Source organism: Terrisporobacter vanillatitrophus (assembly GCF_051148895.1).
GTDB classification, from domain to species: domain Bacteria; phylum Bacillota; class Clostridia; order Peptostreptococcales; family Peptostreptococcaceae; genus Terrisporobacter; species Terrisporobacter vanillatitrophus.
On record NZ_CP154625.1, the window covers coordinates 460,695 to 475,098 of the forward strand.

Sequence of the window (14,404 nt, forward strand, 5' to 3'; positions counted from 1 at the left end):
TAACTTATGAAAGTTAGAATTGATATTGAAAAGTTTGATCAAATAATATCTGATTTAAAAGATAAATACAAGGTAATTGCTCCTATAAGTATACCCTATGCTGGTACTTACTCAGATACAGATGTGATTAGGTATGAAGAAGTAAAAAGCATAAAAGATATAGAGTTTGACAGAAAATCACAGTTCACTGCAAAGGATGTAGTTATGCCTTGTACGGAAACTTTATTTTATTTCAATGAAGATGAATTTAAAATCCCATCTATTGATGAAAGAAAAATTCTTGTATTTATGCGCTCATGTGACATACATAGTTTAGATCGTTTAGATAGAGTATATTTAAAAAATGGAAATGAACCAGACTTTTATTACAAAAGGTTGAGGGATAAAGTTAAGAAGGTATTAATAGGCTGTTCCAGTTCTTTTAGAAATTGTTTCTGCGTGAGTATGGGAACTAATAAAACAGATGAATACTCTCTAGGAATCAAGCTAGATAAAGGATATGTGTATATTGACATAAAAGATGATGAATTTAAAGATATTTTTACCGGAGAAGAATGCGATTTTAATATTGAGTTTGTAACATCAAATGATGTAGTAGTAAATATACCAGATGAGTTAAATCCTTTAGAAGTGGCTGAAGCAGAATTTTGGAGAGAATATGATTATAGATGTATAGCTTGTGGAAGATGTAATTTATCTTGCCCAACTTGCACATGTTTTACTATGCAAGATGTGGTAAGCCAAGACAATTATAAATGTGGAGAAAGAAGAAAAGTAGGGGCTTCATGTCAAATTCCAGGCTTTGGTTTAATGGCTGGTGGACATGATGTTAGGGTGAAAAATGGAGATAGAATGAGATATAGAACCATGCATAAAATGTATGATTATGCCCAACGTTTTGGTCCCCAAATGTGCACAGGATGTGGCAGATGTGATGATGTTTGTCCTCAATACATATCCCTTTCCACTGCCATGAATAGAGTAAATGAATTTGTAAACAAGAGAGAAAGAGAGGGAATGTAAATGGTAAATCAATATATACCACAAGACACTAAAATACTAGATATAATAAAGCACACACCAAAAGAATTTACTTTTAGAGTACAAACTAATTCTGAAAACGTCAAACCAGGGCAATTTTACGAAATTTCCATGCCCAAATATGGAGAGTCTCCCATATCAGTATCTGGAATAGGTGATAATTATTTGGATTTCACAATAAGAGAAGTTGGTAAGGTTACTACAGAAGTCTTTAAATTAAAAATAGGGGACAACCTTAGAATAAGAGGCCCTTATGGTAATGGCTTTGATGTAAATGAATACAAAGGAAAAGAAATTATCGTAGTCTGTGGAGGAAGTGCTTTGGCTCCTGTGAGAGGTGTTATGGAATATTTTTATAATGATATAGATTTGTGTGAATCTTTCACCTTAATATGTGGATTTAGAACGCCCAATGACATCTTATTTAAAGATGATATAGATCGTTGGGGTGGAAAAATACATGTAACACTTACAGTAGATAAAAGTGATGATGAGAAATACACTAAAAATGTAGGTCTTGTAACAAAATACATTCCAAACTTAGATATAAAAGATAAAGAAAATGTGGCTGTAATAGTTGTAGGACCTCCTATGATGATGAAATTTTCCATAGGCGAATTTAAAAAAATAAATATAAAAGATGAAAATATCTGGGTTTCCTATGAAAGAAATATGAGTTGTGGTTTAGGTAAATGTGGTCACTGTAAGATGAATACTACTTATATTTGTGTAGATGGACCAGTATTTAATTATTCATTTGGAAAAACTTTATTTGACTAGGAGGGTAGATATATGAAACTTATGCATGATTTAAATACAAGAAAAACTATGAAAAATGCCTTTAGGATAACTAAGAATAAATACATGACTTCCATAAGAATTAGAGTACCAGGAGGTTCAATAACTCCAACCACACTAAAGGATGTGGCTGATTTATCAGAAAAATATGGTGACGGTAGAATACATATGACTACTCGCCAAGGCTTTGAAGTTCTGGGAATTCCCATGGAGAAAATGGAAGAAGTAAACAAAGACCTACAACCAATTATTGATAAAATGAAAACTAATCAAAGTGAAAAATACAGTGGATATCCATCAGCAGGAACTCGTAATGTGGCAGCATGTATAGGAAACATCGTATGCCCTAAAGGACAATATGACACAGGAGAACTAGCTAGGAAGATTGAAAATATGATTTATCCTGATGATTTACATGTAAAAATAGCAGCTACAGGATGCCCTAATGATTGTATAAAATCAAGAATGCACGACATAGGAATAATAGGTATGTGTCTTCCTGTATATGATGCATACAGATGTATTTCCTGTGGAGCATGTGTAAAAAAATGCAAACAAGTATCTACAGAAGCATTAAAATTTGTAAATTACAAAGTAGTAAGAGATCATAGCAAATGTATTGGATGTGGTGAATGCGTCCTTAATTGCCCAAACAATGCATGGACAAGAAATTCTCAAAAATACTATAGAATAGTTATTATGGGAAGAACAGGAAAAACTAATCCAAGAGTAGCAGAGGACTTTATTGTATGGGCTGATGAAGATACAGTAATGAAGGTAATAGAAAATACTTACAAATTTACTAGAGAGTATATAGATCCAGATGCTCCTTTTGGCAAAGAGCATATAGGATATATTGTGGATAGACAAGGATATCATGAGTATAAAAAATGGGCACTAGAAGGTGTTACTCTTCCAGATATAGCACAAGTAAAACAAAATGTTAACTGGAGTGGAATACGTTACAGACAAGATTAAAATAGGTAAAAAGGCATCAACCATAAGTTAATATGTTGATGCCTTTCAAATATTTCATAGTCTCTTTTTAATCTATAACTTCTAAAATAAACCAAAGCTAATTTTATTTTAATTTTAAAAAAGCTAACAAAATAAGAGTTACTCCACTTAACCATGAAAGATTAAGTTCACTTTTCTGTGCAACTTTGTTACCTAACAGGCAGCCCAATAATACAGCAACCATATTTATTACAAGTGAAAACAATATAATTTCAACATAATTTGTTACCATAAGCCCTGTACTAAAACCAGCTGCCAGACCATCAAGAGAAAGAGCCACTGCCAAAGAGAAAGACTCCTTAGGAGAAAGTTCATAAGAATGATCTATATCTGCCTCTGTACCATCTAAGCAAACTCTAAGAAAAAACTTAAAATCAAGTAGTTTAAATGATAAATCGCGACTTAAATTACCGCTTTTAGTTAGGATAGCCTTTAAAGTACTATCAAATAATTTAGCCACGCCTAACATTAATAACACTGTAACACATATACTAGTGGTAAAAGCGCTAGGAATATACTTACTTATTATACTACCCATAAAAAGAGCAATAGCCAAAATAGTAGAGCAGACTAAGTTAATTGTCATAGCTGATTTAAAGGGAATTTTTATTTTACTTGTTCCATAAGCAAAACTAGCCACAAATGCGTCCATTGAAAGGGCGCAAACAAGCAAAACTGCATCTAGTGTGGATAAGGAATTTAGTGCATGAAACATAGATGACCCCCTATTTTTTATAATTAGAAAATTATAAAGTAATCCTCGGCAAAAGCGAATGGTTACTTTGTACTAACAATATATTGTAAAAGTAGAACTTATGTTACTATTTAAGTATGGAAAATAAAAATGAAAACTAGTATCATAGATGGTTACTAAGTGTTATTTATGAAAAGGGGGATTTTTCATGGAAGATAATAAAAGTTTGACTGTTAAGGGAAAAATAGAAAAATATCTTATGCCACTGGGCATGATTGGTGTTATGTTTTATATGGCTCACACCATTTTAGGCAATATATTATGGCCAGAATATAACCCTATAACTATGGATATTAGCTCACTAACTGCAGATGGTGCTCCAAATCAAGATTTACTTAGAATATTCACAACTATTTATGGAGTGTGCATGATTTTATTTATTATTGGAATGATTGTTAAATCAAATAAAAAATATCATTTGGCAACGCGTACAGGGTATGTGATTCTTTTGGGTATGGAAGTAATATCTTTATTTGGATATGCAGCATTTCCCCTTGTGGGAGACAAAACAGTGATGAACTTCCAAAATATAATGCATTTGGCAGTTACTGTAGCCGTAGTTGCAACAACCATAACATCAGCATTTACCTTAGCCTATGGTTATCTTGTACAAGAGAAAATGAAAGAACTGGGTAATTTTATTTTAATAATGGCAATAATAATAACGTTATGTGGAATGATGAACCCAATTTCCATGAAAATAGGACTGAATATACTAGGACTAACAGAAAGACTAGTTATCTATTCATTACAAATATTAATCTTTGTCCTATCTTTTTATTACACAAAATGTGATAAATAGAAAGAATTAGCAATAATATTGAGATTTTTTTCATCATATGATATACTAATGCTTATTAAAATGAAATAATAATAAAGAAGGTGAGAGTATGGCAGTAGGAGAAAAAACATTAGCTACAAATAAAAAAGCTAGACATGAATATTTCATAGAAGACACTTACGAATGTGGAATAGAATTAAAAGGAACAGAAGTTAAATCAATCAGAGCAGGGAAAGTCAACTTAAAAGAAGGCTTCGCATCTGTAGATAACTCTGAAGTTTTCCTAAAACAAGTTCATATAAGTCCATACGACCAAGGGAACTCTTTTTACAAAGCAGATCCTCTTAGAGTTAGAAAATTATTACTTCATAAATATGAAATCAGAAAGCTAATAGGGGCTACTACTATAAAAGGTTACTCTTTAGTTCCTCTAAGAATGTATCTGAAAAATGGTAAGGTAAAACTTGAACTAGGTTTAGCAAAAGGTAAAAAACTTTACGACAAACGTCAAGACCTTGCTAAGAAAGATGCACAAAGAAGAATAGAAAGAGAAATGACTGGTAAATACTAAGAAAATCAGTAAATTAATTCTAGTTGATTTTTATCTTAAAAAGATATATATTATATATACAGCACAGCTAGTTAATAGCAGATGCTACTAAAGGGGGTAACAAAAATGTTACTACCTTGTAAAAATAGTAAATAAGGGCGTAACAATTTTGTGTACCCCTTCATATAAAACTAAATATTGAATTGGTGAAAAGTTTGCAAATTGAGCAGTCTCAACGACTATAAACTCCTATGGGGGTGCATGGTTTCGACGTGGGTTCGGAACTTGAGGCAGCGTGTCGTGTTACTCTGGGTCACGTAAAAACTGGGGAACTTAAAACAAACGCAAACGATAATTACGCTTTAGCAGCTTAATGCTGCTTGTCCCGCCTGAGCCCTCCTGCCGGCTAGGCCTGGACATCATTTATGCAGGGAACTACTATTAGGGTGTCTCGACTATTAGTGGATTAATTGGGGCTGGCCAAAGCTAGAGTTTGTCACTGGACGCTAGTTGAGGCGAGATACTAAAACAGCTGACTACACACGTAGACGCAACGAGGAAAAAGCTTGCGGACAGGGGTTCGACTCCCCTCATCTCCACCATTCAAAACCACCAAAAGGATATTGGCAATGTGCTAATATCTTTTTTTATTGGATAAATTTAAAGTAATATATAACTAGCCTAATATGATAAAATAATTATATTGTTGTAAGCATAAATCTAATGAATTAATACTAAATACTAGATATAGTAGTTGTACTTTGTATTTAAAATAAATTAAGTATCACTACATGTATTTATATAAAATTATTATAAGGAGAGATTATGTACGAGAAGCATGAGGTATTTGAAGAGATTGAGAATGGACAAAAAATATGGATATATCTAAATTTTTAAGTTTATTAGAAGATGAAGTATTATTTTTTATTAGAGCAGATAGATTCAATGATAAATTTGAAGGAAGTTATACTAAGATTAACATAGAAGGTACAGTTACTTCAGATTCATCAATTACAGATGAAGAGTATAAAAATTTAATTAAGTAACTAGTTCCATTTTCAAATATAAATAGAAAATTTAATTTTATAAACTGTTGGCATATTAATGAATATGAATCTGAAGCTATGTGGAATCTATATTCACAATTAGCTGATGCGATAGCAATACAAACTACATATAATAAGTTTTAAGAATACACAGGAGACTGTATACATAGGTAAAGTGAAATATATTGATTATAATGAGGAATATATACCTATTGGTAATGTATTTTATCCATAGTTGAATAAAAGGATGAGTTTTAAACACGAAAGAGAACTAAGAGCATTAGTATTTAAATATCCGTATCTAAAAAAAGGGGAAAGTTATAATTAATAAAAAAGTAGCTGAGTCTGATATAAATATACCTGTAGAAATAGATACACTTATAGAAAATGTGTATGTATCACCTTTAGCGTCACCATGGTTTGCAGATTTAGTACAGAAGCTAATACATAGATATGGCTATAATATAAGTGTTATGACATCAGAGATATTAAATAATAGTTTGTAATGTAATAGTATAATTTTAGGGGAGAAGTTGAATCTTATAGAGTGGATAATTTAATATTTCGTGAGTATTATTTTGAGAATCATATTAACCATTGAAAAACACGATGATTTATAATAAAATCAACGTGTTTTTTTATTTGTTATATTATGAATATGTGAGATAATATATATGTAATATTCAATAATAGGGGGAAGTTATATGTCAGAATTAGAAGATAAAATAGATTATCAATGGATAGAAACATTATGTAATAAATATAGTAAATGGAATAATGAAAATTCGAAAAAAATCCCTCTTATAATAAGGCAAGAATACTTAAGAGTTTTTTCATTATTAAAAGAGGGTCAAATATATGGAGCATTTTTTGAGTTAAAAGATGTATTTGAGATAATATTAAAAATCAATGTTGTAATAGTTGCAAGTGAGATAATTAATAAATCAAATTATACAGAGGAAGAAGGAGATTTATTATTTCATCTATTTGAAAAAGATTTATGTATAGGAGATTGGGAGTCAATTTGTAGATTTTTTCATGAAAAGAGTAATTATAAATCTATAAATACTTTATCTAAAGAAATAAGTAAGGTTTACGCTAGAAACTATATATCAAAGTGGAGAAATGATTGGATTGGTCATGGTGCATTAGCAATATTTTCGAATCAAGAATTTATAAATCAAATTGATGATAAGATAAGCATATTGTATAGATTTTTCGTTAATATGATTGAGGAATATGGAAGTTTTGATATAGTATGTAAGAATAATCAATGTTTTTTTGAAACAGATGATAATGAAATTCCATTAAAGTTTTTAATTAAAGACATCAATAATAATATGCACATATTTGATGCATATAAAAGTAATAAAAATAAGGTTTCTTATTTAGATTACTATAATGGGAATAAGTTTGAGGTTGAAGAAAAAGAAGTACAACAACTTGTAAGTAAACTTAAAAAAGATAGCTCAATTAGAATGTTTAAAGAGTCGAATACAGATGATATTCTAATGATTGAAGAAGATAATATTATTAAGGAGATAAACACTAGTAAAGACTTTATAAAGCCTGATTTTATAAAAGATGAAATAGATGAGTTTATTGCAGAAAATGATAGTGGAGTTATATTAATTAGAATGAAAAGGGGGATGGGAAAGACAACACTGTCAATGGCTTTAGATAATAATAGTATTAATAAATTAAAAATTGATAATTGTTCCACTAGAGCATATTATATAAATGACTCATATGGTTCTAGAATCAATAATTTCACTTCCACAATTAATGATTTATTTAGGGTTGATAAAGATGGAAAAATATTATTTAGAGGAGATATACCTATGATATCATCAAATTCATCTGATGATAGTCAAGAGTTAGCTAGATTATTAAATTTCTATAGAGAGAAATATTATAACATGTATGGAACTGAAAAATTATTATTGGTTCTAGATGGAATAGATGAAATAAATAAATATGATAAAAAGACTATATTTGATTTTATTCCTAAAGCAAAAGAATTAGAAAAAGGTGTTTTTATATTGTGTACTTGTAGAATGGATGATGAATTGACAGATTCTAATTTCTTGGTAAAGGAAATAGAAAAAATAGATTATAACAGCAAGATTATTATAGACAACACTAATTGTAATTATACAAATTTATTAGAGAAATTTATAAAGAAAGTTAACAAGAGATATTCTGATGTTGATATAGTAAGCATACTTAACATGTCAGGATATAATTTTAGTAATGTTAGGAGAATATGTCATCTTTTAAATAATTACGAGATAGATTTAAAGAGTGTAAATTTAGAAGAATTATCAAAATATGATGTAGCAAATGTTAAAAATAGATTTGGCGAGAAGTATTATAAAAGTGTAATTGATATATTAACTACGTTGATATCTTTAGGAGAACCTTTAAGTTTAAGAGAAATTAATAATTTATGCTTTAATGAAAGTAATGATATGGGGTTACTTTTTTATATTTATAGCATTAAAGATTTATTGAGGGTTGACAGAAATAACAATGGAAATAGAGTTTATATTAGAGATGTAGAGCTGTTAGAGTATCTTAAAAGTATTTATCCTGATCAAATTAGTCAAAAGTTAGAAGATCTTTTACATAAAATATATAGTGATATAAATGAAAAGAGTAATGATATAGATTGTGGTAAAGTATGTATATGCAAAAATATTAGCAATATAATTACTAAGCTAAATAAGGAAATTGAGTCGAGTAGAAACTTTGAAATAATTAAATATTTAAATTACATAATAAGTAAAATTAATATAAACCTTGTATCTAGCATAAGGGATATAATTGCTATATATAATCAAGTATTATTTTTTTTAGATAGAGAAAATAACACTACTTTAAAAGAAGTAACTAGAGCTGATATACTATCTAAGCAAGGTGAATTATATGAATTATATGGTTTAATTAATGAATCAAGAGAGAAATATAAATTAAGTTTAGATATTTTTAAAAAGTATGAGACAGGCTTGATTTTTAATAAGATATATTATGAGAATTTAATAAAATATGAACTACTCTTATATAAGATTGGAGAATATGAAGAGGCTATACATATACTAGATGACATAATTTCTAGTTTGAATTATGAAAATAATTTAGATAAATTAGAGATAGTGATTACCGCATATTGTAATAGATCTCTTGTATATCAACAAATAGAAAAAATTCAGAGTGCTAAGGAAGATTTAGATAGGGCAATAATGCTTATCGAAGCTAGTTATGAAATAGAAAAATTTAAATATGAAATTTCTCTATGTTATTTAAATAGGGGCACAATTTATTTAGCATATGAAGAATATGATAATGCACTATTAGATATAAGAAAATCTATAGAGTATAGTAATGACGACCAGGTGAGAGTAAAAGTAAATAGAGCACGAGCTCTTATGAATTATAGCAATGTAAAGATAAAGATGGGAGAAACAGTGCAAGACGTGGTTGAAATCATTGACGAAGCTATTAAGATAGTAGAAGAAATAGATCGAGATGACTCTTTATTTGATGTAGATGTTTTAGTAAAATTATATAATAATAAAGCTGTATTAATCTTAAAGGATAAAAAACAAGAAGCGTATGAGTTACTTTCAAAAACAATTACTTTAGCAGAAGCCTTAAGGAAGCAGAATCGATATTATTATGAAGATGAATTGGTAAGGGCATATTTTTTAAAAGCTGAAATTGAAGAGAGAAAAGAATTTATTAATGAAAATTATAAAAGAATTATAGAGAGTTTTGATTTTAATTCTCATAATTCTATTGAGTGTGTATTTTGTGCATGGAATAACTTATTTGTAGACATAGAGGAAGAAGATGTAAAATTTGAATTGGTTGATATAGCTTATAATTGGTTAAGTAAGATAATAGAAACTCAGTGGAAGATAGATGAAGAAGAAATAGAAATGATAACAACCATAGTAAGTAGAATTTATATTTTCTATAAAGAAAATGGAAATTATGATGGGGCAATCGACCTAATAAAAATGCTGTTGGAGATTTATAAGAAATTTAATGGATATAAAAGTGAAAATAAGGCATATTATTTAAAGGAATTAGGCTATTGCAATGTTAAACTTAATAGAGCACTTATTGGTTTAGAGTTGTATCACGAGAGTTTAGAAATATATGAAAAAATTCAAAGTGAAGATATTCTTGGGGATTTAGAAGAGTTAATTATATTATATTTTAATAAGTCGATGGTTGATATTAGTCTCAAAAATTACCAAAATGCATATAATCAATTAACTAAATGTAGCACAAATATACAGTATTGCTTTAAACACGGAATAAGTGTTAATGAGGAGCTAGTTAAAAAAACTTTACAACTCCTAATTTTTTTAACGAGTAAATCAAGTGAGTTTGGAATAGATATATTTTGAACAGTTACCTAATAATATTCATAAAAAAATAAGATTTATAGGGTTTTAAAGGTAACGATTCGTATACACCATTGAAATCCACGAAAAAGATATTAGGAATTTTCCACGGCACTGAAAAAGTCCTTAAATAAACCTTGAAGATTTTCACAAATTTCAAATGACCTCGTAGAGTCGATTCTACGAGGTTTATTTTGTATTATTATACTTTTTCAACCTTAATTTTTTTCTTGGAAAAGAAAAAAGCCACTTTTTCAGTGGCTTCGGAATTTTCTAATGTCTTTTTTGATTCTAACAACATGAGCATTATTATATATGTATGATTTATATAGATTTAGCAAGAGAACACTATATGTCATAAAAAAAGCAGGGTATATAACTTGACTGTTTGTGTAAAGTTCATGCTATCTAAAGATTTAATATTTAAAGTAGATCTACTTTGGCTAAAACGAAAAATATGATAAAATATAAATAAATGTAAATTAAAAGGGGTGTATGAAAATTAGTGACGGGTTAATTAATGTATTTCTCAGTAGGCCAACTGATTTAAACAGTTCAGAAATAGAAACTATAAACAAGATAAATGGTTTATTACAAGCTAGAGGAATAAAGCTGAGAACAATTGGAACAACGGACTTTCCAAATGAAACTCCTATGATAGCAATAAAAAAAGTTATGGATCAATGCGAAGGAGCTATTATTTTAGGATTTCCTCAAATACGAATCGAAAGAGGTATAAAGAAGGCAGGAACTAGGAATGAAGAAAAAATTGATTCCAAGGATATACCGACTCCGTGGAATCAAATAGAGGCAACAATGGCATTTATGTTAGACTTGCCTTTACTTATTATTAAAGACGGTGGAATTGACGGAGGAGTATTTGATATTGGGGTAACTAATAACTACATTCATAAGTTTAATCTTAAGGAGCAAGATTGGTTAAATAGTGAAGAATTTTTACAACCATTTAATGAATGGCATAGAGAAGTAATAAAAAACTCTTGCATAAAATAAGATATAAATTGGGGAAAGATGAGAATGAGGGATTTACTTGTAAGTTATTCATATAGACTAGATCAAGATGTAATAAAGGTATATTTATTATAATAAATATTGATAATTGTAGTAAAAAAATAGTAAAAGTAAAAGGCTTAAGAATAATAAGGAGGCATAATTTTGGATACAAAAAATAAATTCTATAAATATATAAAAGAATACAATAGTTATACTCTTTATGAAAAGGAAGGTTTGTTTAATAAAATAAAGCTTTTTTTTGGACCAGCAATTGGTATTTTCAAAAAAATAAATCATAAAGATTTTAAAGCTGAAAATATAAAAAAAAGTATAGATGCGATATATAGTGAGAATAAAAATTCAAATGAAGATATTCAAGAGTTCAAATTAGAAATGTCGAAGGCTAAACATGATAGCCCAATGGTTATATTAAGTTTTTTTATAGGAATTTTCACATTATTAGTAACAGTATTGGGGGTAATAGTAACTATGTTAGGAGGTAATATATTTAAAATAGGGTGGAATCAAGATATAAAAACAATTACTTTGATGGTGGCATTATATTTTACATTAATAACTATTATGTTTTTATTAGTAGAGATTAAACATACTAGACTAAAAGCTTACATTGAATATGCAGAAAATTATATAAAAGAGAAAGAAGAAAAAGAAGAGATGGTAAATAATTTACAAAATGGAATTACAAAATACTTGAAAGATATCAATGAGATAGCTAAATCTAGTGGAGAAAATATAAAAAAATTACAATCTTTATCAATAGTATTGAATATGGATATTAGTAAAGTTATTGAATATTTAAGTTCATTTCAAGAATATAATGTAAATAATCTCAAAAAACAACGTAAGAAAAAAAGAAATATAATTAAGTAAACATTGTAGTGTTCGAACACTACAATGTTTTTATTTAAATTCCAAAGTGTAAAAATGAAATATACATTTAATGATAAAAAACTCATACAAATGATTTAAAAAAGCCGAAGTCAAACCTACCTTACGTACTATATTTTATACATATAATAGTATAATCTTTTAGATTAATAGAAGAATGCGCGTTTGGAGATAAGTAAATTATATTATATACATATAATGAGTTTACATTAAGATTTATAAGATATAAATATCATAAAGTAGGTATAGAGAATAAGAGATATAATGTAAAAGAGGAATTGAATTACAAGGGTTTGAATCGTGGGTTTTGTTCCTGAGATTCATCTCCACCAATTGAAGACTCGAAAAGGTATTGGCATAAGGAATTATGTTGATGCCTTTTTTTATGTTAATAGAAGTATATTTGAATAAAGATAATAAAAAATTTATAGAATGGAGGAATTTTATATGACGATAATATATAGTGATTAGTGTATCCGTGGAAGCTCTTACTTTTGTAGGAGCTTTTGTATTTTAAAACTAAAGGGGAAATATGATGAGGGATATAATATACGAATCAATAGAAGATGAAGCAAGAAAAAATGCTATGCGTTATCAAGCATATCATAATAATTTAGAAATTATATATCAGCGTAATAAGAGAAGAATAGAAAATCCTCCTGTTAAGGAGATAAAAAAACCAGATTGCTGGGAAGTAGATAAAAAATTTAATCCGTTTTATGTAATAAAACATGCAAAACAAATATCAAAATCAATTAAATATAAGCTTAATAATGGAATCTATAAACCAAATAATCCATATATCCGTGAAGTACCAAAATCTTCAGGAGGAGCACGAAAGATAGCTGTTTATCAGATACCAGATGCAGCAATTTCAAATTATTTATATCATAGGCTATTGAGTAAGAATAAACATAGATTTAGCTCATTATCTTATGCATATAGAGATGATAGAAATGTACACTATGCAGTTCAAGACATTTATTTAGAATTAAAATCTCATCCGAGACTATTTATTGCAGAATTTGATTTTAGTGATTTTTTTGGGAGAATAGATCATGAGTACTTATATAATCAATTCGATCAAAATGGATTTATTATAAATGATTATGAAAGAGAATTAATTAGGGCATTTGTTAGTATTAATAAGCGTGGTATTCCGCAAGGAACTTCTATTTCGTTGTTTCTTGCTAATGTAGTATGTTGGAAACTTGATCGTGCTTTTGAGTCGGAAGGATTGAGATTTGCTAGATATGCTGATGATACAGTAATTTGGTCAAATGATTATACAAAAATATGTAAGTCTTTTGAAATTATATCTGCATTCTCGAAAGAAACAGGAGTACCTATAAATTTCAAGAAATCTGAGGGGATTAGCTTATTATCAGGAAGGAATATGCCATCTGAATTTTATAAAACAAAAGAATATATTAACTTTTTAGGCTATAAATTATCAGGGGATAAGGTAAGTATAAAAGATGATAAGGTTAGAGAGATTAAACAAGAAATTAGTTATTTGTTGTATAGAAATCTAATTCAGCCAATTAAAGTGAGACCATTTATAGCTGTAACGATACCTAATAATAATGAAGATGCTATGTTTGTAACTGCAATAATGCAAGTTAGAAGATATTTATATGGAAATTTGAATGATAAATTATTAAATCTTTATTTAAGTGGTTCTTATAAAAGGCTAAATTTTAAAGGGTTAATGAGTTTTTATCCACTTATTGACGATGAAGAGCAGTTGAAGGAACTTGATGGTTGGTTAGTTTTCACTATTTTCAATTGCTTAAAATTGAGAGCTAAGTTACTATATAATGCTGGACATGACGTCTATAATCAATTTCCTTTTAATATGAATAAGAATCAAATAATAGAGAAGTGTAAAACAAAACAATATAAAGGGAAAAAAGGATTGATGGAAATACCGAGTTTTACTAAGATTTATAATGCTATAAGAAAAGGTGTATCTGACTATGGTATTGATGGGGTAATGAATCCACTATCTAATATTTATAATTATTATAATTAATAGCATTAAATAAAAATAATATAATATGTATTGTATAAATGATT

Annotated in this window: 11 protein-coding genes and 1 other RNA gene; 11 read left to right on the top strand and 1 reads right to left on the bottom strand. The window is 28.4% G+C overall.

Translation table 11 applies throughout. The features are described 5' to 3' along the window. The first annotated feature begins 6 nt into the window (after positions 1-6). From asrA to asrC, 3 genes are read left to right on the top strand one after another with little or no spacing between them, the layout of a single operon-like run. Entirely contained in the window at positions 7-1,023 is a 1,017-nt protein-coding gene (asrA, locus tag TVTCOM_RS02460) for an anaerobic sulfite reductase subunit AsrA (RefSeq protein WP_434798267.1), read from the top strand. Further along, a complete protein-coding gene (gene asrB, locus TVTCOM_RS02465; RefSeq protein WP_434798268.1) occupies positions 1,024-1,821 on the top strand; it encodes an anaerobic sulfite reductase subunit AsrB in 798 nt (265 codons plus the stop codon). It begins immediately after the preceding gene. A gap of 12 nt (positions 1,822-1,833) precedes the next feature. Beyond that, complete coding sequence (gene asrC / locus TVTCOM_RS02470) at positions 1,834-2,817, top strand: sulfite reductase subunit C (protein WP_434798269.1); 984 nt, start codon at positions 1,834-1,836, stop codon at positions 2,815-2,817. Between the two features lie 103 nt (positions 2,818-2,920). On the opposite strand, the gene ytaF is transcribed toward asrC, so the two are convergent. Continuing rightward, on the bottom strand, positions 2,921-3,571 hold the full coding sequence (gene ytaF, locus TVTCOM_RS02475) for a sporulation membrane protein YtaF (protein ID WP_434798270.1): 651 nt from the start codon (positions 3,569-3,571) through the stop codon (positions 2,921-2,923). 187 nt (positions 3,572-3,758) lie between these two features. On the opposite strand from ytaF, the gene TVTCOM_RS02480 reads away from it, so the two are divergent. From TVTCOM_RS02480 to TVTCOM_RS02515, 8 genes are all read left to right on the top strand, one after another. Next, positions 3,759-4,412 (top strand): DUF998 domain-containing protein, encoded by a 654-nt coding sequence (locus tag TVTCOM_RS02480; protein ID WP_434798271.1) that lies wholly within the window; start codon positions 3,759-3,761, stop codon positions 4,410-4,412. An 88-nt stretch (positions 4,413-4,500) separates the two neighbouring features. Continuing rightward, entirely contained in the window at positions 4,501-4,962 is a 462-nt protein-coding gene (gene smpB, locus TVTCOM_RS02485) for an SsrA-binding protein SmpB (protein ID WP_074919497.1), read from the top strand. A gap of 232 nt (positions 4,963-5,194) precedes the next feature. Further along, positions 5,195-5,543, top strand: a transfer-messenger RNA (tmRNA) gene (gene ssrA / locus TVTCOM_RS02490). A gap of 273 nt (positions 5,544-5,816) precedes the next feature. Then, entirely contained in the window at positions 5,817-5,987 is a 171-nt protein-coding gene (locus TVTCOM_RS02495; protein WP_434798272.1) for a hypothetical protein, read from the top strand. Positions 5,988-6,691: 704 nt separating this feature from the next. Next, on the top strand, positions 6,692-10,405 hold the full coding sequence (locus TVTCOM_RS02500; RefSeq protein WP_434798273.1) for a tetratricopeptide repeat protein: 3,714 nt from the start codon (positions 6,692-6,694) through the stop codon (positions 10,403-10,405). Positions 10,406-10,897: 492 nt separating this feature from the next. Further along, entirely contained in the window at positions 10,898-11,416 is a 519-nt protein-coding gene (locus TVTCOM_RS02505) for a hypothetical protein (RefSeq protein ID WP_434798274.1), read from the top strand. 162 nt (positions 11,417-11,578) lie between these two features. Continuing rightward, positions 11,579-12,307, top strand: a complete 729-nt coding sequence (locus TVTCOM_RS02510) for a hypothetical protein (protein WP_434798275.1) — start codon at positions 11,579-11,581, stop codon at positions 12,305-12,307. 553 nt (positions 12,308-12,860) lie between these two features. After that, positions 12,861-14,360, top strand: coding sequence for a reverse transcriptase domain-containing protein (locus TVTCOM_RS02515; RefSeq protein ID WP_434798276.1), 1,500 nt, complete (start codon positions 12,861-12,863; stop codon positions 14,358-14,360). The last annotated feature ends 44 nt before the right edge of the window (positions 14,361-14,404 follow it).

What these genes read in the sequence shown, in the direction of transcription:
- asrA (WP_434798267.1), top strand. Translation starts at nt 7, where the DNA reads ATGAAAGTTAGAATTGATATTGAAAAGTTTGATCAAATAATATCTGAT.
- asrB (WP_434798268.1), top strand. Translation starts at nt 1,024, where the DNA reads ATGGTAAATCAATATATACCACAAGACACTAAAATACTAGATATAATA.
- asrC (WP_434798269.1), top strand. Translation starts at nt 1,834, where the DNA reads ATGAAACTTATGCATGATTTAAATACAAGAAAAACTATGAAAAATGCC.
- ytaF (WP_434798270.1), bottom strand. Translation starts at nt 3,571, where the DNA reads ATGTTTCATGCACTAAATTCCTTATCCACACTAGATGCAGTTTTGCTT.
- TVTCOM_RS02480 (WP_434798271.1), top strand. Translation starts at nt 3,759, where the DNA reads ATGGAAGATAATAAAAGTTTGACTGTTAAGGGAAAAATAGAAAAATAT.
- smpB (WP_074919497.1), top strand. Translation starts at nt 4,501, where the DNA reads ATGGCAGTAGGAGAAAAAACATTAGCTACAAATAAAAAAGCTAGACAT.
- TVTCOM_RS02495 (WP_434798272.1), top strand. Translation starts at nt 5,817, where the DNA reads ATGGATATATCTAAATTTTTAAGTTTATTAGAAGATGAAGTATTATTT.
- TVTCOM_RS02500 (WP_434798273.1), top strand. Translation starts at nt 6,692, where the DNA reads ATGTCAGAATTAGAAGATAAAATAGATTATCAATGGATAGAAACATTA.
- TVTCOM_RS02505 (WP_434798274.1), top strand. Translation starts at nt 10,898, where the DNA reads ATGAAAATTAGTGACGGGTTAATTAATGTATTTCTCAGTAGGCCAACT.
- TVTCOM_RS02515 (WP_434798276.1), top strand. Translation starts at nt 12,861, where the DNA reads ATGAGGGATATAATATACGAATCAATAGAAGATGAAGCAAGAAAAAAT.